This is a genomic window from Cupriavidus alkaliphilus (genome assembly GCF_900094595.1).
Classification (GTDB): domain Bacteria; phylum Pseudomonadota; class Gammaproteobacteria; order Burkholderiales; family Burkholderiaceae; genus Cupriavidus; species Cupriavidus alkaliphilus.
The window spans coordinates 38,861-57,024 of sequence record NZ_FMAD01000016.1; the positions used below are offsets into that span (position 1 = coordinate 38,861).

Below are 18,164 nucleotides of genomic sequence, written 5' to 3' on the forward strand. Positions count from 1 at the left end.
ATACGGCTGTTGCGGCGGCGTACCGCGACAAAACGTGATTATGCGTCATCATCCGGGCCCGGGCTAATTGATATTCTCAAACGGCCCGATAGGCAAAGGCATGGCAACGCAGGGCAAGAGCATGTGCGCATGGACGCGCCAGCGCGCCGCCGCTGCGATGGGCCAGTATGCCATGCGCGGTGACACCACATATGGCAAGTTGGTGACGACCGCGGGGAAATCAAGCTGCTTGCAGCGCCGCTCACGCGCGGCGGAAGCACGCGCTGACCACCAGCCCCGTGGCCGGCGCGGCGCGGTTGGCCAGCAGCAGCCGGCCGCCGTTGCGCTGCATGATGCGATTGACGATGGACATGCCCAGCCCGGCGCCCTTGGCCTCGCTGCGCGCGGCGTCGAGCCGGTAGAACGGCCGTGTCAGCAGCGACAGCTGGCCGTCGGGCACGCCGTTGCCATGGTCGGCCACGGTCAGCACCGCTTCCTTGTCGTCCACGCGCGTGGAGATTTCCACCACGGCCATGCCGGTCTGCTCGTCCTTGGCATAGCGGCGCGCGTTCTCGACCAGGTTGTCGAGGATCCGCTGCACTTCCATGCGATTGGCCACCGCCATCACCGGCTCGTTGGCACGCACATGCACGCGCACGTCGTCGTGCGCGGCATAGACCCCGACCGCGTCGTGCACCAGTGCCGACAGGTCCACCGGCTCGACGGTTTCAAGCGGCGGGCGCGCGTAGTTGAGGAACTGGCCGATGATGGCGTCCATCTGCTCGATGTCGGCGATCATGGCGTCGCGCGTGGTGCCGTCCATCGGCGACATCTCGGTTTCCAGCCGCAGCCGCGTCAGCGGCGTGCGCAGGTCATGCGAGATGCCGGCCAGCATCACCACGCGGTCGTCGTCGAGCTGGCGCAGGTCGCGCACCATCTGGTTGAAGCTGTGGTTGGCCAGCGCCACTTCGCTGGCGCCATGCTCGGGCAGCGGCGGCGGGTCGCCGCCGGCGCCGATGGCGCGCGCGGCATTGGCCAGCCGCTTGAGCGGGTAGTTGACGCGCGCGGTGATAAAGGCCGCGCCGATGATCGACAGCAGCAGCGCGGCGATACTCCACCACAGCCACTGGATGCCGGGCACGCGCTCGAAGCGTTCCGGGCTGATCGCGACCCAGTAGTCGTCGCCCTCGATCTCGAAGCTGACCCACACGCCGGGAATGTCGTTGACGGTGGTGGCGAGCACGGTGTCCTCGCCCAGGCGGCTGCGGATCTCCTGCTGCACCAGCGAGGTCAGGAACGGATTGGCGGTGGGCGCGGCGAAGTCGTCGTCCTTCTCGCGCGGATAGACCTTGATGCCTTCGTTCTGCACCAGGTCCAGCAGCAGGAAGCGGCGCCGCGCGGGGTCGGAATACAGCAGCGCCGCGCGCGTCAGCTTGACCACGCTGACTACCTGCATGGCGATCTGCTGCGCGCGCGGGGCGCGCTCGAACAGCCGGTAGCTCTGGAACCAGATCCCCAGCGAGATAGCCAGCAGCAGGGCGATCAGCATGAAGGTCCGCCAGAACAGCGAACCAAAGAACCGCGTTGCGGTACGGCCGATTACGGTCGCCACGATAGGAACAGCGGCCGCAATCGGTTATTTCACGCCATCGGGAATGAAGACGTAGCCCAGGCCCCACACCGTCTGGATGAAACGGGGGTTGCTGGGATCCGGCTCGATCAGCTTGCGCAGGCGCGAGATCTGCACGTCCAGGCTGCGGTCGAACACTTCGTATTCGCGGCCGCGCGCCATTTCCATCAGCTTCTCGCGCGACAGCGGCTGGCGCGGATGGCGCGCGAACACCTTCAGCACCGAGAACTCGCCGGTGGTCAGCGTGATTTCCTCGTCGTTCTTGGTCAGCGTGCGCGTGGCCAGGTTCAGCACGAAGTCGCCGAAGGCGAAGGTCTCGGGCGTTTCGGACGGGGCGCCGGGCACTTCGGCCGGGCCCTTGCGGCGCAGCACCGCGTGGATGCGCGCGATCAGCTCGCGCGGGTTGAACGGCTTGGGCAGGTAATCGTCGGCGCCCATCTCCAGGCCGACGATGCGGTCCACGTCCTCGCCCTTGGCGGTGAGCATGATGATCGGGGTCTGGTCGTTGGCGCCGCGCAGCCGGCGGCAGATCGACAAGCCGTCTTCGCCGGGCATCATCAGGTCCAGCACCAGCAGGTCGAAACGCTCGCGCAGCCAGAGCTTGTTCATCGCGGTGGCGTTCTCCGCCACCAGCACGGTAAAACCCTGTTCGCCCAGATAGCGGCGCAGCAGATCGCGCAGACGCGGGTCATCGTCGACGACAAGAATCTTGTGGCTGGTATTTTCCATGGCGGTATCTTAGCGACTATCGCTTTCGCTCAAAATGGCTTAACAAAACGTTACATACTTTACCCCGTGGTATGGCAGTGTGCATCAATCGTGCGATTACACTGCGCAATCCGTCCATTTCGGCGCCGTGCGCGGCAGTTTTCCACGCATTTGCGCCGGACGATCCACGGCTTCCGCCAGCCCGTCCAGCGCTCGCTGGCGCAATGCTTGCAGAGGGCGCGGTGCCGGGCGGGGTACCGGAATTCCCGGCTTCGGGGCAGTCCAACCACTGCCTTTTCAAGAAGCCAAGACCGCCATTATCAATGAAAGTGAACCGAACCCGGCACGGGCATCCGCAGCATGGTATCGCCGGCGCATGCCTTGCGCTGGCGCTGGCCGTGCTGGCGCTGTGCATGCCGGGCGGGACGGCGCTGGCGCAATCGGCGGGTATGGCCAACTTGCTCAAGCGCTATCCGTCGGCACAGGCGAGCGACCCGGGCAACAGCCAGCGCGAAGCGCGCGCCCGTGCCGAGCGCCATCGCGCCGAGCAGCGCGAGGCCGAGCGCCGGCGCGGCGAAGAACGCGGCGGCTCGCGGCTGTCGCCGGATGAACGCCGCCGGCTGCGCAAGAACCTCTACGACTTCGGACGCGACATCTACCAGGGCGGCTAGCCGCGCGGCTGGAAGTGGCGCAGGAAATCCACGAAGACTTCCGCGGCCAGCTGCGCATCTTCGGTGGTGATGGTTTCCAGCGGGTTGTGGCTGATGCCGCCGTTGCCGCAGCGCACGAACAGCATCGCCACGTCGGTGACCCGCTGCATCATCATGGCGTCATGGCCGGCCCCGGACGGCAGCTCGAACGCCTGCAGCCCGCGCTTCTTCAGCACCGCCCCGAACTGATCCATCAGCCAGCGCGCGCACGGCGCGTTGTTGACCGGCGGCACGCGCTCCACCTGCGCGCTCAGGCCGCGGCGTTCGGCAATCTGCGCGATGCCGGCGACGATGTCGGCGATGGCGGCCTCGCGGACGGCGTCCTCGCCGGCGCGAATGTCCATCGAGAAGGTGCAGGCCGCGGGGATGACATTGCTCGACCCGTCCGGCACCTGCAGCTGGCCCACGGTGCCGACCAGCGTCGGCGCTGCCGTGCAGCGCTGCTCCACCAGCAGGATCATCTCGGCCGCGCCCGCGGCGGCGTCGCGGCGCATGCCCATCGGCGTGGTGCCGGCGTGGCTGGCGAGGCCTTCGACGCGCACCGAGAAACGGCTGCTGCCGGCAATCTGCGTGACCACGCCCAGCGGCAGCTCGTGGTGCAGCAGCACCGGACCCTGTTCGATATGCACTTCGACAAAGCCCAGCAGCGACGCCGGGTCGAGCGCCGCGTCGCGCAGCGCCTGCAGCGCGCCGGCGCCGGGCAGGCCGGATGCGGCCAGCGCCTCGCGCAAGGTGATGCCGTCGGCGTCCTGGCGTTCGAGCAGCGCGGCGTCGAAGCGGCCGGCCAGCACGCTGCTGGCCAGGAAACTGGTCTTGAAGCGCAGTCCTTCCTCTTCGGCGAAGGCCACCACGTCGACGTGGTAGGGCAGGCGGATGCCGGCCTGGTTGAGCGCGCCGATCACGGCGATCGGCAGCAGGATGCCAAGCCGGCCGTCATAGCGTCCGCCATTGCGCACGGTGTCGAAGTGCGAGCCGGTCAGCAGCACGCGCGCATCGCCGGCCGCGGGATCGGCGGCGTAGCGGCCGATGACATTGCCGATGGCATCGGTGCGCACCTGCATGCCGGCGGCTTCCATCCACTGCGCCAGCATGGCCTGCGCGGCGCGGTGGGCGGGCGTCAGGTAGGCGCAGGTCAGGCCGCCCTCCATGTCGGAGAAACGGGCGAGTTCGTCGGCATGGGCGAGGATGGTGTCGCCGAGGGAGGCGGAGGTCTGCGTCATGGCGGTACGGCTTGGGGCGGGTGGTCGGAAAAGGCGGAGCGGTGGGCGCGCTAGCTGTTGCGCACCCAGGTCTTCCAGGCGATCCACAGCTTGCGCAGCGGCGTCAGCGCGATGCGCTGGTTCAGCACCTGGAACTGGCTGGCTTCGAGTTCGTCGAGCAGCGCGTGGTAGATCGCGCCCATCAGCAGGCCGGCGCGCTGGGCGCGGCGGTCCTGCCGCGGCAGCAGCGCCAGCGCTTCATGGTACAGCGCGCGGGCCCGGCCGGCGTGGTATTGCATCAGCGCGACAAAGCGAGCGGAATGCTCGCCCTTGAGGATCTCGGAAGCCGGCACCTGGAATTGCTGCAGCGTATTGACCGGCAGGTAGATGCGCCCGCGCCGCGCGTCCTCGCCGACATCTCGCAGGATATTGACCAGCTGCAGCGACTGGCCCAGCTTTTCGGCAAACACCAGCGTCTGCGGATCGGTGTAGCCGAACAGGCGCGCGCTGAGCGTGCCGACCACGCCGGCCACGCAGTGGCAGTAGCGCGCCAGGCCAGCCTCGTCCAGGTAGCGGGTCTGGGTCAGGTCCATTTCCATGCCCTCCAGCACCTCGGCCATCTCGGCCTGGCTCAGGCCGGCGCTGGCGACATGCGGCTGCAGGGCCTGGGTGGTGGGGTGGGTCGGCGCGCCGTCGAACAGGCGGCGCAGCTCGGCGCGCCACCAGTCGAGCTGCTGGTGCGCCAGGCCGGCGTCATGGGTGTCGTCGACCACGTCGTCGACTTCGCGGCACCAGGCGTACAGCGCGGTGATGGCGCGGCGCCGCTCGGCCGGCAGGAACAGGAAGCTGTAATAGAAGCTCGAGCCGCTCTGGGCGACTTTCTCTTGGCAATACTGATCGGGCGTCACGCCGGTCTCGGGTCGAAGAAAGGTGGAAACCGCGGGGAAACCGCGGTAAATCGCAGATAAGCGGGATACCGGGCCGGTGGGGGCGGCCGCCTTGCAGTGCGGCAGCGGTGCGCCAGCGGCGCGCCGGATTGTAGCACCGCGACCGGGTTGGCCCAGGCGCGTCCGGCGCGGTTCGCCGCTCCGAAGCGCCGCTGACGCTTCCTTCCAGACGTTTCGTCGCCTGCCGTTTGACGCACCCGAAGGCGGTCGTTATATTACTGACCGGCAAGTTATTTAGCGCCCGTGCCGGCTTCCGGCCATCCGCCGGCCACCGTCAGGCTGCCACCTCTGCCTGCCCGATCGGGCGGCGTGAACCGCGGTGGAGCGCGGCCCGCCCAGCAGTTGTACCCATTCCGAATTGTTGCCTACCGATGCCAGTGCTTTGCCAAGTGCCGGAAGTTGCGGCTGCAGATATCCCAGTCACCCCCGTCGTCACCTCGCCGCACCGGCAGGCCAGGCGCCCCCGCCGCGGCACGGCCGTGGCGGCGCTGTCGCTGGCCGCTGCGCTGGTCCTGGCCGGCTGCGGCAAGGCACCCGAGCCCGCGCCGGAGATCCGCCCGGTGCGCATGATGCAGCTCAGCCCGCACAGCGGCAAGACCATCTTCGAGTTTTCCGGCGACGTGCGCCCGCGCGTGGAGTCGCGCCTTGGCTTCCGTGTCGGCGGCAAGATCGCCGCGCGGCTGGTGGATGTCGGCGCCGTGGTCAGCAAGGGCCAGCCGCTGGCTCGGCTGGACCCGGCAGACCTGTCGCTGGCCGAAGCCGGCTCGCGCGCCCAGTTCGAGGCCGCCCGCACCGACCGCGACCTCGCCGCGGCCGACCTGAAGCGCTACAACGACCTGTTCGCCAAGGGCTTTATCAGCGCCGCCGAGCAGCACCGGCGCCAGGCCAGTTTCGATGCCGCCGAGTCGCGGCTGCGCCAGGCCGAGGCCGGGCTGCGCAGTCAGTCCAACCAGACCGCATATGCCGTGTTGCATGCCGACGCCGACGGCGTTGTCACCGCCATCGACGCCGAAGTGGGCCAGGTGGTCACCCCCGGCCAGCCGGTGGTGCGGGTGGCGCAGACGGCCGAGAAGGAAGTGGCCATCGGCCTGCCCGAGGACCAGGTCGGCCTGCTGCGCGGCCTGACCGACGTGACCGTCCATACCTGGGCCGAGCCGCAGCGCGCGCTGCCCGGCCGCGTGCGCGAAATCGCCGCCGCGGCCGACCCCGTCACGCGCACCTACGCCACCCGCGTGAGCGTGCCCAACCCGCCGGCCGACCTCAAGCTGGGCATGACCGCGGTGGTGACCTTCGTGCGCAACGGCGCCACGCCGGCGCTGCGCGTGCCGCTGACCGCGCTGCTGCAGGAGCAGGGCCGCGACATGGTCTGGATCTACGATGCCCCCTCCGGCACGGTCAAGCCGGTGGCGGTGACGCTGGGCGAGGCCTTCGGCAATGAGATCGAAGTGCGCCAGGGCCTGGCGCCGGGGCAGACCATCGTCACCGCGGGCGTGCACCTGCTGCGCCCGGGCCAGAAGGTACGCCCGCTGCAGACCGTCGCGCCGGCGTCGGCGGCGGCCGCCACCCCGAAGCAGGGGTGAGCGGATGGACCATTCCCGCTTCAACCTGTCGCGCTGGGCGCTTGAACACCAGCCCCTGACCCGCTACCTGCTGGTGGTGCTGCTGCTTGGCGGCCTGCTGGCGTTCTTCCAGCTGGGCCAGGACGAGGATCCGCCATTTACCTTCCGCGTGATGGTGGTGCAGGCCTTCTGGCCCGGCGCCACCGCCGAGCAGATCGCGGTCCAGGTCACCGACAAGATTGAGCGCCAGCTGCAGGAAGTGCCCTATGCGGACAAGATCCGCAGCTTCTCCAAGCCCGGCGAAACTACGGTGATCTTCCAGCTCAAGGACACCTCGCCCGCGCGGGAGACCGCGCAGGTCTGGTACACCGTGCGCAAGAAGATCGGCGACATCCAGCAGACCCTGCCGACCGGCGTGCGCGGGCCTTTCTTCAACGACGAGTTCGGCGACGTCTACGGCACCATCTACGCGCTCTCGGCCGATGGCTTCAATTACAAGGAGCTGCGCGAATATGCCGACCTGGTGCGCCAGGAACTGCTGCGCGTTCCGTCGGTGGCCAAGGTGTCGCTGATCGGGCTGCAGGACGAGAAGGTCTACATCGAATTCAACCAGGCGCGCTTTGCCCAGCTGGGGCTGGACATCAACGCCATCGCCGACCAGATCTCGCAGCAGAACAACCTGACCGGCAGCGGCGTGCTGGTGACCCCGAGCGACAACCTGCAAGTGCGCCTGTCGGGCCAGTTCGCCAGCGTCGAAGACCTGGAAAACCTGGTGCTGCGCGGGCCCAACGGCATCGCCAATATCCGCCTGGGCGACATCGCCCACGTCTACCGCGGCTATGTCGACCCCACCCAGCAGCGCATGCGCTTCAACGGCAAGGACGTGATCGGGCTGGGCATTTCAATGCAGAAGGGCGGCGACATCATCGAGCTGGGCAAGAACCTGCGCAGCGCCTTCGAGCGGCTGCGCGGCCAGCTGCCGGTGGGCATCGAGATGGACCAGGTGCAGGACCAGCCCGAGGCGGTGCAGCGCTCGGTGGGCGAGTTCGTGCGGGTGCTGATCGAGGCGGTGGTGATCGTGCTGGCGGTCAGCTTTGTCTCGCTCGGCCTGCACACGCGGCCGCTGCGGCTCGACGTGCGCCCCGGGCTGGTGGTGGCGCTGACCATCCCGCTGGTGCTGGCGGTGACGTTCCTGTTCATGAACATCTTTGGCATCGGCCTGCACAAGATTTCGCTGGGCGCGCTGATCGTGGCGCTGGGGCTGCTGGTCGACGACGCCATCATCGCGGTCGAGATGATGGTACGCAAGCTGGAAGAGGGCTTTTCCAAGATGGAGGCCGCCACCTTCGCCTATACCTCGACCGCGATGCCGATGCTGACCGGCACGCTGATCACCGCGGCCGGCTTCCTGCCGGTGGGGCTGGCACGTTCGACGGTGGGCGAGTACACCTTCGCCATTTTCGCGGTGACGGCGCTGGCGCTGGTGCTGTCGTGGCTGGCCGCGGTCTACTTCACGCCCTACCTGGGCTACCTGCTGCTGAAGACGCGCGGCCCGGGCGCGGGCGAGGCCCACGAGGTCTTCGACACGCCGTTCTACGCGCGCTTCCGCCGGCTGGTGGACTGGTGCGTCACCTGGCGCAAGCTGGTGATCGCGATCACGCTGGTGGCATTCGCGCTGGGCATCTACGCCTTCAAGTTCGTCGAAAAGCAGTTCTTCCCGGATTCCAGCCGCCCGGAGCTGATGGTGGAGCTGTGGATGCCGGAGGGCACCAGCTTTGCGCAGATGGAAACCGAAGCGAAACGCTTCGAGCAACGGATCGGCAAGGACAAGGAGGTCGCCAGCCTGACCACCTTCGTCGGCACCGGCGCGCCGCGCTTCTACCTGCCGCTGGACCAGATCTTCCCGCAGACCAACGTGGCGCAGGTGATCGTGATGCCGGCCAGCACCGAAGTGCGCGACGCGCTGCGCCGGCGCATCATCCAGCTGCTCGATGCCGAGTTTCCGTACCTGCGCGGGCGCGTCAAGCTGCTGCCCAACGGACCGCCGGTGGCCTATCCGGTGCAGTTCCGCGTGATCGGCCCGGATGCCGCCGCCGTGCGCCGGCTGGCCGACCAGGTCAAGACCGAGATGCGCGCCAACCCCAACACCGTCGGCGTCAACGACAACTGGAACGAGAATGTGAAGATGCTGCGCCTGGAGATCGACCAGGACAAGGCGCGCGCGCTGGGCGTGACCACCCAGGCCATCGCCCGCGTCACGCAGACGGTGCTGAGCGGGGTGCCGGTGGGGCAGTACCGTGATGGCGACAAGCTGATCGACATCCTGATGCGCACGCCGCGCAATGAGCGCGACGCGATCTCGGACCTGAACAACATGCTGGTGCCGACCAGCAGCGGGCGCGTGGTGCCGCTGACGCAGGTGGCGCGCGTGACGCTGCGCTCCGAGCCCGGCGTGGTCTGGCGCGAGAACCGCGACTTCGGCGTGACCGTGCAAGCCGACGTGGTCGACGGCATCCAGGGTCCGACCGTCACCGCGCAGATCAATCCAAAACTGGACCCGCTGCGCGCGCAATTGCCGCCGGGCTACCGCATCACCGTGGCCGGCGCGGAAGAAGAAAGCGGCAAGGCCGGGGCTTCCATCGCGGCGCAGCTGCCGCTGTGCATCTTCATCATCTTCACGCTGCTGATGCTGCAGCTGCACAGCTTCTCGCGCGCGGCCATGGTGTTCCTGACCGGCCCGCTGGGGCTGATCGGCGCCGCCGCCACGCTGTTGCTGCTGCGCGCGCCGATGGGCTTCGTGGCGCAACTGGGCATCACCGCGCTGCTGGGCATGATCATCCGCAACTCGGTGATCCTGGTCGACCAGATCGAGCAGGACATCCGCGCCGGCGTGCCGCAGTGGACCGCCATCGTCGAAGCCGCGGTGCGCCGCTTCCGCCCGATCATCCTGACGGCCGCCGCGGCCGTGCTGGCGATGATCCCGCTGTCGCGCTCGATGTTCTGGGGGCCGATGGCGGTGGCCATCATGGGCGGACTGATCATCGCCACGGTGCTGACGCTGCTGTTCCTGCCGGCGCTGTACGCGGCATGGTTCCGCGTGCGGCGGCCCGAGGACGGACCGGGCGCCGTGGCCATGTGACGGCCGGCGCCAGGGTCCTGCGCCACTGCAACAGGCCTGCGCCTAGTTGCAGATCGTGCCGGGAACCGGCTTGCCGGAGGCAGTCAGCCCCTGGCAGGCATCGCCGCTGGCCAGGCTGGTGTCCGACGCCGAGGCCGGCGACAGCTTCAGCTTGCCGGCCACGGTGCAGCAACCGCGCGGCGGTGGCGGGTTGGGGCTGCGTTTGACCGTGGTGCCGGCCGTGGTGCCGGTTATCGTGGCAGGGGCGATCGGGGCAACCGAAGTGGTCGGCACCGGGGTCACCTCCGCCGCCGGCGCGGCAGCCGCTGCGGCAGCACCGGCCTTTGGTGGACCGCCCGCTTCAGCCGACTCTTCCACTTCGGGATAGACGCATTGCCCGTGGTGGCAGATCCGCTCACCTTTGCACTGCATGTCGTACTGGCATCCGGCGGCCTGTGCGAACGATGTCCAGCCAGCGGCCATCGACGCTGCCAACAGCAAGGCATGGAATTTCATATGCCCTCCGATCAGGGCTGAGCGATGATATTGGGCACCGGCTGCGCAGTGCGCGCGGCGGCGCCAACATCTTCAGCATAGATCGCCGCAGGGGTCCGCGAAAGGCGGTGCCACTCAGGTGTTCTACCACCTGCGGCAAGCGCCGCGAACGCGTGCGTCATCGCTTCGACACGCAGCGGTTGCCGCATGGCCGATCAAAGCCGATCGAAGTCTTCAGGGGGGAGGTTGTCAGCCCGCCACTTGGAAGGCGGGTGGTGCGAGGGAGGGGACTCGAACCCCTACACCATTGCTGGCGTCAGGACCTAAACCTGGTGCGTCTACCAATTTCGCCACCCTCGCGGTCCTTGCGGCGCTGCCCGGGCGGGCGGCCGCGATGCTCGTTGCCGGAGACGAAAGCAAAAAAGGCGGCTGGAAGTGCCCGCCTTTGCCGTCTTCTTGCCGGATCTGCCGCCGGCAGCCCGCAGTGCAACGAGGTTGCGGATTGTAGCGCAAGGCGCGGGGGGAATCCAGCCCCGTGGCGACAGCGCGCCCCGGCGGGCCCGTGCGGCTATATTGTCGGCTTTCCAAACGTCCGTCCCCGCCCATGATTGCCATTCCGACCCTGACCCCGCTGCGCTGGCGCCTGCTGTTCTGGGCTGCCGCTGCGTGCTGGCGCTGTCGCTGATGCCGCCGACGCAGCCGCTGCCGACCACCGGCTGGGACAAGGCCAACCATGCGCTCGGGTTTGCGCTGCTGGGCCTGCTGGGCGCACGCGCCTACGCCGCGCGCGGCTGGCCGCTATGGCTGGGCCTGGTTGTGTATGGCGGCGTGATCGAGCTGCTGCAAGGGCAGACCGGCTACCGCGAGGCCGACTGGCTCGACCTGCTCGCCGACACGGTCGGCGTGGGCGCGGCCATGGCGCTAAACTGGCTGGTGCGCCGGCTCAGCGCTCCTCGGCTTCGAGCGTGAACCCTGCTCCGTCGTCCTGCCCGAGGAGGTCGACCAGCACGGGCAGGGCCTGCTGCAGCGATTCCTGCAGGCGCCACGGCGGGTTGACGATGAACATGCCGCTGCCGTGCAGGCCCAGGCCGCCCTCGACCGGGCGCTTGACCGTCAGGGTCACGTGCAGCCAGCTCTTGAGCGGCAGGCCCTTCAACTGCACCGGCAACTGCAGCGCTTCGCGCCGCTGCACCTGCGGGTACCAGACCGCGTAGACGCCGGTGGCAAAGCGCTCCAGCCCGTCGCGCACGGTCTGCACGGTGCGCGCGTAGTCCTGCTTGTCTTCGTACGACGGATCGACCAGCACCAGCGCGCGCCGCGGCGGCGGCGGCAGGATCGCCTTGATGCCGCCGAAGCCGTCGCCGTCGTACAGCATCACGCGGCGCCCGGCGCCGCGGAAGTTGTCGCGCAGGACCTGGATCTCGGTGCTGTGCAGTTCGAACAGGCGCAAGCGGTCGTGTTCGCGCAGCATCTGCCAGGCCAGCCAGGGCGAGCCGGGGTAGTGGCGCAGGTTGCCGTCAGGGTTGAGCGCGCGCACCTGGTCAAGGTAGTCGTCCAGCATCGGCGGCAGCTGGGTGCCGCTTGCCGCGGCGCGCCACAGCGGCGCGATGCCGGTTTCGAATTCGGACTTCTTCTGCGCGTAGGCGTGGTCCAGCGCATAGAGGCCGGCGCCGGCATGGGTGTCGATGTACCAGAACGCCTTGTCCTTCTGCGTCAGGTGCTCGAGCAGTTGCACCACGACGGCGTGCTTGAGGACATCGGCGTGATTGCCGGCATGGAAGGCGTGACGATAGCTGAGCATGTGGAGCAGGGCGCCCTGGCGGCGCAAGATCGGAGGCGGACGGCGAGGCGGTCCGCGGCAAGGCCGCTATGCTACCATCCGGCGCCAGTTGCTTTTCCTGGTCCCTCCCACGCACGTGGTGCTCCGGCCGGGGCAATTCGCTTCCACTGAGTTTTCCATCCATGCCGCGCGCACTCGAACCCGCCGAGCCGATCCTGTCGGCCGAGGGCACTCCGTATTCGCCCCGCTACGACGACGTCTACCACAGCACCGAAGGCGGCCTGGCGCAGGCCGCCCACGTCTTCCTCGGCGGCAATGGCTTGCCCGGGGCGTGGGCCGGCCAGCGGCACTTTGTCATCGTCGAGACCGGCTTCGGCCAGGGGCTGAATTTCCTGGCGACCTGGCAGGCGTGGCGCGACGATCCGCAGCGCTGCGGCACGCTGCATTTCGTCTCGATCGAAAAGCATCCGTTCACGCGCGATGGGCTGGCGCAACTGCATGCCAGCCTGGACGGGCTGCAGCCGCTGGCACAGGCGCTGCAGGCGCAATGGCCGCTGGCGCTGCCGGGCTTGCACCGGCTCGCGTTCGACCAGGGCCGCGTGGTGCTGACGCTGGCGCTGGGCGATGCCGAAGCGATGCTGCCGCGGCTGGCCGCCGGTGCCGACGCCTTCTACCTTGACGGCTTCTCGCCGGCGCGCAATGCCGAGATGTGGTCGGTGCCGGTGTTCCGCGGCCTGGCGCGGCTGGCGCGTCCCGGCGCCACGCTGGCGACGTATACCGCCGCGGGCTTTGTGCGGCGCGGGCTGAAGGAGGTCGGCTTCGAGGTCGGCAAGGTGCCCGGCTTCGGCGGCAAGCGCGACATGACGGTCGCGCGCTTTCGCCCGCAATGGAAATCGCGCCGCCACGTGCCGCCGCTGCCGGCGCAATGGCCGGAACGCCATGCCATCGTGGTGGGCGCCGGACTGGCCGGCTGCGCCGTGACCGAGCGGCTGGCCGCCCGCGGCTGGCGCGTGACGCTGTTCGACGCGCACGAAGGTCCGGCGCGGCAGACCTCGGCGCATCGCGCCGCGGCCATGCATGCGCATGTGTCGGCCGACGACAGCCTGCTGTCGCGGCTGTCGCGGGCCGGCAACCAGTATGCTCTGCGCGCCTGGGCGGCGCTGGCGGACGCCGGGCATCGGGTCGGCTGGCACGGCTGCGGCGTGCTGCAGATCGGCGAGGACGAGGCCGAAGCCGAGGCCCAGCGCGCCGCGCTGGATGCCATGGGCTTGCCGCAGGATTTCGTGCGCTGGATGAGCGCCGCCGAGGCGGCCTCGGCGCACCACGCCGGCGTGCCGCGCGGCGGCCTGTGGTTCCAGCAGGGCGGTTGGGTCGCGCCGCCGGATATCTGCGCGGCGCAGCTAGCACGTGCCGGCGATGCTGTCACGGCGCGCTTCGGCTGCCGGGTCGGCGCGATCGCGCGCGTCGACGGACAATGGCGGGCACTTGCGCAGGACGGCGCTGTGCTGGCGTCGGCACCGGTGCTGGTGTTGGCCAACGCACATGAAGCGCAGCAACTGCTGCCGCAGCAGCACTGGACCCTGCGCCGCGTGCGCGGGCAGCTGACCACGCTGGCGGCTGCGCAGGTCGATGCGCTCGGCGGCTGGCCCGACTGCGTGGTGACCGGTGCCGGCTACCTGCTGCCGCGTGCGGCCGACGGCAGCGGCCGCGTCGGCTCCAGCTATGACGAAGACACCGGTCCGCTAGTGGCGCAGCCGGCGGTCCACGCGGCCAACCTGGCCCGGTTGGCCGGGCTGCTGCCCGACCAGGCTGGCGCGGTGGCCGCAATCGATCCCGCCGATGTGTCGGGCTATGTCGGCGTGCGCACGGTCACGCACAACCGGCTGCCGCTGATCGGGCAAGTGCCTGACGAGGCCGCCGCGGTGGCGCAGGCGGCGTCGCTGCGCGGCGCGCACCTGCGCGACCTGCCGCGCCTGCCAGGGCTCTATGCGGCGCTTGCCTATGCCTCGCGCGGCCTTACCTGGGCCGCGCTGGGCGCGGAACTGCTTGCCAGCCAGATCGAAGGCGAGCCGCTGCCGCTGGAGTCAGACCTGGCCGATGCGGTGGATCCGGCACGCCTGCTGCTGCGCGCGCTGCGCCATGGGCAGGCAGCGTAGCGCGGCGCGGCCGCACTGCAGGGTTGCGGCGCGATCCGGGCAAAATCTGCCGGAAGCGAATCAAAACCGTGCGATAATCCCCGTTTTCCGTTTGCGCGGAGCTTTCCGTTCGCCGGTGCGCTGCCCTGGCCGTCCTGTAGCGACGGCGCCGTGGCGGTAAAGCGGGCGGTACGCGTACAAGACGGCAGCACCTACGAACACAACTACATTTCTGGATTGGATCTACGACCATGTCGAACGTGATTGAGAACCTCGGCAAGCTGGACCGCAAGGTGACCCTGGCCATCCCCAAGGCCGAAGTGGAAAAGGAAAAGCAGGAGCGCCTGGTTCGCCTGTCGAAGACCGTGAAGATGTCGGGCTTCCGTCCGGGCAAGGTGCCGATGAAGATGGTCGAGAAGCAGTACGGCCAGCAGGTCGAGTTCGAAGTCCGCTTCGACAAGGCCGCGCGCAAGTTCTTCGACATCACCAAGGAACAGGACGTCAAGGTTGCCGGCCAGCCCAAGTTCGAGATCAAGAGCGAAGGCGTGGGCGAGGATGAAGTGGCGTTCGACGCCACCTTCGAGGTGTACCCCGAAGTGACCATCGGCGACCTGTCGGCTGCCGAAGTCACCCGCACCGGCACCGAGATCACCGACGCCGAAGTCGACAAGACCATCGACATCCTGCGCAAGCAGCGCGTGCACTACCACGCCCGCGGCGAAGCCGGCGAGCATGGCGACGGCGGCGCCGACGTCACCGCCCAGAACGGCGACCGCGTGACGCTGGACTTCGTCGGCAAGATCGACGGCGAAGAGTTCGCCGGCGGCAAGGCCGAGGACTTCCCGTTCGTGCTGGGCGAGGGCCGCATGCTGCCCGAGTTCGAGCAGGCCGCGCTGGGCCTGAAGGTCGGCGAAAGCAAGACCTTCCCGCTGGCCTTCCCGGCCGACTACCACGGCAAGGAAGTGGCCGGCAAGACCGCCGAGTTCACCGTGACCCTGAAGAAGATCGAGTGGGCCCACCTGCCGGAAGTGAATGAAGCCTTCGCCAAGTCGCTGGGCATCGCCGACGGCAGCGTCGACAAGATGCGCGCCGACATCCGCGAGAACCTCGAGCGCGAAGTGAAGCGCCGCACGCACGCCATGCTGAAGGACCAGGTCATGGAAGCGCTGCTGAAGGCAAGCGAGCTGGACGTGCCCAAGGCCCTGATCGAGCAGGACCAGGAGCGCCTGGTGGAAATGGCCCGCCGCGACCTGGAACAGCGTGGCATGCCCAACGCCAAGGACATGCCGATCCCGGCCGAGATGTTCGCGCAGCAGGCCGAGCGCCGCGTCAAGCTGGGCCTGATCCTGGCCGAGATCGTCAAGGCCAACGGCCTGGAAGCCAAGGCCGACCAGATCAAGGCCGAGATCGAGGACTTCGCCAAGAGCTACGAGGACCCGAAGGAAGTCATGCGCTGGTACTACGGCGACCAGCAGCGCCTGGCCGAAATGGAAGCCTACGTGCTCGAAAACAACGTGGTAAATTTCGTGTGCGGCAAGGCCAAGGTCACCGACAAGAAGGTGTCCTTCGAGGAACTCACCGCCGAAGGCAACCAGCAGCAGGCCTGAGGCCGGAAGTGACCGGCAGCCCCGCGCCACGGTGCGGGGCCGGGACTTCCCGAGTTACCCGGATTGCCTTGCGATCCGACGAATCCATGGAGAACATGCATGACCCGCAATGATTTGCTTGACCGTCTCGCCACCACGCAGGCTTCGGCACTGGAAACCCAGGGCCTGGGGCTGGTGCCGATGGTCGTCGAGCAGTCCGGCCGGGGCGAGCGCGCCTATGACATCTACTCGCGCCTGCTGAAGGAGCGCGTGGTGTTCATGGTGGGCGAGGTCAACGACCAGACCGCCAACCTGGTGGTGGCACAGCTGCTGTTCCTGGAAAGCGAGAACCCCGACAAGGACGTGTCCCTGTACATTAATTCGCCGGGCGGTTCGGTGTCGGCGGGGCTGGCCATCTACGACACCATGCAGTTCATCAAGCCGGACGTGTCGACGCTGTGCATGGGCATGGCGGCCAGCATGGGCGCCTTCCTGCTGGCGGCGGGTGCCAAGGGCAAGCGTTCGGCGCTGCCCAACTCGCGCATCATGATCCACCAGCCGCTGGGCGGCGCGCGCGGCCAGGCCTCGGACATCGAGATCCAGGCGCGCGAGATCCTGTACCTGCGCGAGCGGCTCAACACCATCCTGTCGGAAGTGACGGGCCAGCCGGTCGAGAAGATTGCGCGCGACACCGATCGCGACAATTTCATGAGCGGCGACCAGGCGGTCGACTACGGCCTGATCGACAAGGTGCTCGCCCGCCGCGGCTGATGCGGCGCGCCGCCGTGGCCTCTGGTGCGAGGGCGGCCAGCCACTGCGGCTCGGCTCAAATGGCGAAGGCTACACCGGAACGAGGCCCCGTGCCTCGTTTTTTGCATCAGAACCTGTGAAACCGGGCCTTGGCCCCACAGCCGGGGGGAACCGCCGGTGGTGCCAATTGTTTTGGCGTATGATGCGTTTGAAGCGTATCGCCGAGGAGCCTGTCGCCCCGCGGTGTGCGCACTGCAAAAGTGACTGATTCCTATGGCGGACAAAAAAGGTTCATCCAGCGAAAAGCTTCTGTACTGTTCCTTCTGCGGCAAGAGCCAGCATGAGGTCAAGAAGCTGATTGCCGGCCCGTCGGTGTTCATTTGCGACGAATGCATCGACCTGTGCAACGAGATCATTCGCGACGAGGCCACGGCATCCGAGAAAGACGCCGCCGCGGCCGCGCGCTCCGACCTGCCCACGCCCCACGAGATCCGCGAAAGCCTGGACCAGTATGTGATCGGCCAGGAACAGGCCAAGAAGATCCTGGCCGTGGCGGTCTACAACCACTACAAGCGCCTCAAGCACCTCGGCAAGAAGGATGACGTCGAGCTGTCCAAGAGCAACATCCTGCTGATCGGGCCCACCGGCTCGGGCAAGACGCTGCTCGCGCAGACGCTGGCGCGCCTGCTCAACGTTCCGTTCGTGATCGCCGACGCGACCACGCTGACCGAAGCCGGCTACGTGGGCGAGGACGTCGAGAACATCATCCAGAAGCTGCTGCAGAACTGCAATTACGAAGTCGAGAAGGCGCAGCGCGGCATTGTCTACATCGACGAGATCGACAAGATCTCGCGCAAGTCGGACAACCCGTCGATTACCCGCGACGTGTCCGGCGAAGGCGTGCAGCAGGCCCTGCTCAAGCTGATCGAAGGCACCATGGCATCGGTGCCGCCGCAGGGTGGCCGCAAGCATCCGAACCAGGACTTCCTGCAGGTGGATACCACCAACATCCTGTTCATCTGCGGCGGCGCCTTCGATGGCCTGGAGAAGGTCATCATGCAGCGCTCGGACAAGACCGGCATCGGCTTTGCCGCGCAGGTCAAGAGCAAGGAAGAGCGCGACGTCAGCGAAGTGCTGCCGCAGACCGAGCCGGAAGACCTGATCAAGTTCGGCCTGATTCCCGAACTGATCGGCCGCCTGCCGGTGGTGGCAACGCTGGCCAAGCTGGACGAGGCCGCGCTGATGCAGATCCTGGTCGAGCCCAAGAATGCGCTGGTCAAGCAATACCAGAAGCTGCTGGCGATGGAAGGCGTCGAACTTGAGATCCGTCCCGGTGCGCTGAGCGCCATCGCCCGCAAGGCGATCCGCCGCAAGACCGGTGCGCGGGGGCTGCGTTCGATCCTGGAGCAATCGCTGATGGACGTCATGTATGACTTGCCTAACTACAAGGGCGTGCAAAAGGTGGTGATCGATGAAAATACGATCAACGGCGATGCACCGCCGCTGCTGATGTATGAGGAGCAGCAGCCCAAGGTGGCAGGGTCTAACTGACGCGAGGCCTGCCAGAG

At 68.0% G+C, this 18,164-nt stretch carries 14 protein-coding genes and 1 tRNA gene; 8 read left to right on the forward strand and 7 right to left on the reverse strand.

The window, feature by feature from the left end; all coding sequences use genetic code 11:
* Positions 1 to 241: 241 nt before the first annotated feature.
* Both GA0116996_RS25445 and ompR read right to left on the reverse strand, forming a co-directional pair.
* The gene (locus GA0116996_RS25445; protein ID WP_018004459.1) at positions 242 to 1,591 is read right to left on the reverse strand and encodes an ATP-binding protein; all 1,350 of its coding nucleotides are present in this window, start codon (positions 1,589 to 1,591) and stop codon (positions 242 to 244) included.
* Positions 1,592 to 1,615: 24 nt separating this feature from the next.
* Positions 1,616 to 2,338, reverse strand: a complete 723-nt coding sequence (gene ompR / locus GA0116996_RS25450) for an osmolarity response regulator transcription factor OmpR (RefSeq protein WP_010810107.1) — start codon at positions 2,336 to 2,338, stop codon at positions 1,616 to 1,618.
* Between the two features lie 302 nt (positions 2,339 to 2,640).
* Here ompR and GA0116996_RS25455 point away from each other — a divergent pair, with 302 nt between their 5' ends.
* A complete protein-coding gene (locus tag GA0116996_RS25455) occupies positions 2,641 to 2,988 on the forward strand; it encodes a hypothetical protein (RefSeq protein WP_092317244.1) in 348 nt (115 codons plus the stop codon).
* Here the strand turns inward: GA0116996_RS25455 and GA0116996_RS25460 are convergent.
* Positions 2,985 to 4,247 (reverse strand): Zn-dependent hydrolase, encoded by a 1,263-nt coding sequence (locus GA0116996_RS25460; protein WP_092317247.1) that lies wholly within the window; start codon positions 4,245 to 4,247, stop codon positions 2,985 to 2,987. The genes GA0116996_RS25455 and GA0116996_RS25460 overlap by 4 nt on opposite strands.
* A 50-nt stretch (positions 4,248 to 4,297) precedes the next feature.
* Complete coding sequence (hpnD, locus tag GA0116996_RS25465) at positions 4,298 to 5,134, reverse strand: presqualene diphosphate synthase HpnD (protein ID WP_092317250.1); 837 nt, start codon at positions 5,132 to 5,134, stop codon at positions 4,298 to 4,300.
* A 410-nt stretch (positions 5,135 to 5,544) separates the two neighbouring features.
* Between hpnD and GA0116996_RS25470 the strand changes: the two genes are divergently transcribed.
* Positions 5,545 to 6,753 (forward strand): efflux RND transporter periplasmic adaptor subunit, encoded by a 1,209-nt coding sequence (locus GA0116996_RS25470; RefSeq protein ID WP_141693768.1) that lies wholly within the window; start codon positions 5,545 to 5,547, stop codon positions 6,751 to 6,753.
* 4 nt (positions 6,754 to 6,757) lie between these two features.
* Positions 6,758 to 9,871: an efflux RND transporter permease subunit gene (locus GA0116996_RS25475; RefSeq protein WP_092317253.1), complete on the forward strand. Its 3,114-nt coding sequence runs from the start codon at positions 6,758 to 6,760 to the stop codon at positions 9,869 to 9,871.
* A 42-nt stretch (positions 9,872 to 9,913) separates the two neighbouring features.
* On the opposite strand, the gene GA0116996_RS25480 is transcribed toward GA0116996_RS25475, so the two are convergent.
* Both GA0116996_RS25480 and GA0116996_RS25485 read right to left on the reverse strand, forming a co-directional pair.
* A complete protein-coding gene (locus GA0116996_RS25480) occupies positions 9,914 to 10,366 on the reverse strand; it encodes a hypothetical protein (RefSeq protein WP_092317256.1) in 453 nt (150 codons plus the stop codon).
* A gap of 252 nt (positions 10,367 to 10,618) precedes the next feature.
* A tRNA-Leu gene (locus tag GA0116996_RS25485) sits at positions 10,619 to 10,705 on the reverse strand.
* Between the two features lie 324 nt (positions 10,706 to 11,029).
* Here GA0116996_RS25485 and GA0116996_RS25490 point away from each other — a divergent pair.
* Positions 11,030 to 11,314, forward strand: coding sequence for a VanZ family protein (locus GA0116996_RS25490; RefSeq protein ID WP_167355550.1), 285 nt, complete (start codon positions 11,030 to 11,032; stop codon positions 11,312 to 11,314).
* On the opposite strand, the gene GA0116996_RS25495 is transcribed toward GA0116996_RS25490, so the two are convergent.
* Positions 11,289 to 12,146 carry a 23S rRNA (adenine(2030)-N(6))-methyltransferase RlmJ gene (locus tag GA0116996_RS25495; protein WP_092317259.1) on the reverse strand — a complete coding sequence of 286 codons (858 nt, stop codon included), beginning with the start codon at positions 12,144 to 12,146 and terminating at the stop codon, positions 11,289 to 11,291. The genes GA0116996_RS25490 and GA0116996_RS25495 overlap by 26 nt on opposite strands.
* 161 nt (positions 12,147 to 12,307) lie before the next feature.
* On the opposite strand from GA0116996_RS25495, the gene mnmC reads away from it, so the two are divergent.
* The 4 genes from mnmC (at position 12,308) to clpX (ending at position 18,147) form a co-directional block, all read left to right on the forward strand.
* The gene (gene mnmC / locus GA0116996_RS25500) at positions 12,308 to 14,281 is read left to right on the forward strand and encodes a bifunctional tRNA (5-methylaminomethyl-2-thiouridine)(34)-methyltransferase MnmC2/FAD-dependent 5-carboxymethylaminomethyl-2-thiouridine(34) oxidoreductase MnmC1 (RefSeq protein ID WP_092317262.1); all 1,974 of its coding nucleotides are present in this window, start codon (positions 12,308 to 12,310) and stop codon (positions 14,279 to 14,281) included.
* A gap of 230 nt (positions 14,282 to 14,511) precedes the next feature.
* Positions 14,512 to 15,867, forward strand: coding sequence for a trigger factor (gene tig / locus GA0116996_RS25505; RefSeq protein ID WP_092317265.1), 1,356 nt, complete (start codon positions 14,512 to 14,514; stop codon positions 15,865 to 15,867).
* Positions 15,868 to 15,966: 99 nt separating this feature from the next.
* Positions 15,967 to 16,617, forward strand: coding sequence for an ATP-dependent Clp endopeptidase proteolytic subunit ClpP (gene clpP, locus GA0116996_RS25510; RefSeq protein WP_011615108.1), 651 nt, complete (start codon positions 15,967 to 15,969; stop codon positions 16,615 to 16,617).
* A gap of 252 nt (positions 16,618 to 16,869) precedes the next feature.
* On the forward strand, positions 16,870 to 18,147 hold the full coding sequence (gene clpX / locus GA0116996_RS25515; protein ID WP_012352668.1) for an ATP-dependent Clp protease ATP-binding subunit ClpX: 1,278 nt from the start codon (positions 16,870 to 16,872) through the stop codon (positions 18,145 to 18,147).
* The last annotated feature ends 17 nt before the right edge of the window (positions 18,148 to 18,164 follow it).

Coding starts and splice junctions, on each gene's coding strand:
- ompR (WP_010810107.1), bottom strand. CDS start 2,338: ATGGAAAATACCAGCCACAAGATTCTTGTCGTCGACGATGACCCGCGT.
- GA0116996_RS25455 (WP_092317244.1), top strand. CDS start 2,641: ATGAAAGTGAACCGAACCCGGCACGGGCATCCGCAGCATGGTATCGCC.
- GA0116996_RS25460 (WP_092317247.1), bottom strand. CDS start 4,247: ATGACGCAGACCTCCGCCTCCCTCGGCGACACCATCCTCGCCCATGCC.
- GA0116996_RS25470 (WP_141693768.1), top strand. CDS start 5,545: ATGCCAGTGCTTTGCCAAGTGCCGGAAGTTGCGGCTGCAGATATCCCA.
- GA0116996_RS25475 (WP_092317253.1), top strand. CDS start 6,758: ATGGACCATTCCCGCTTCAACCTGTCGCGCTGGGCGCTTGAACACCAG.
- GA0116996_RS25480 (WP_092317256.1), bottom strand. CDS start 10,366: ATGAAATTCCATGCCTTGCTGTTGGCAGCGTCGATGGCCGCTGGCTGG.
- GA0116996_RS25490 (WP_167355550.1), top strand. CDS start 11,030: ATGCCGCCGACGCAGCCGCTGCCGACCACCGGCTGGGACAAGGCCAAC.
- GA0116996_RS25495 (WP_092317259.1), bottom strand. CDS start 12,146: ATGCTCAGCTATCGTCACGCCTTCCATGCCGGCAATCACGCCGATGTC.
- mnmC (WP_092317262.1), top strand. CDS start 12,308: ATGCCGCGCGCACTCGAACCCGCCGAGCCGATCCTGTCGGCCGAGGGC.
- tig (WP_092317265.1), top strand. CDS start 14,512: ATGTCGAACGTGATTGAGAACCTCGGCAAGCTGGACCGCAAGGTGACC.
- clpP (WP_011615108.1), top strand. CDS start 15,967: ATGACCCGCAATGATTTGCTTGACCGTCTCGCCACCACGCAGGCTTCG.
- clpX (WP_012352668.1), top strand. CDS start 16,870: ATGGCGGACAAAAAAGGTTCATCCAGCGAAAAGCTTCTGTACTGTTCC.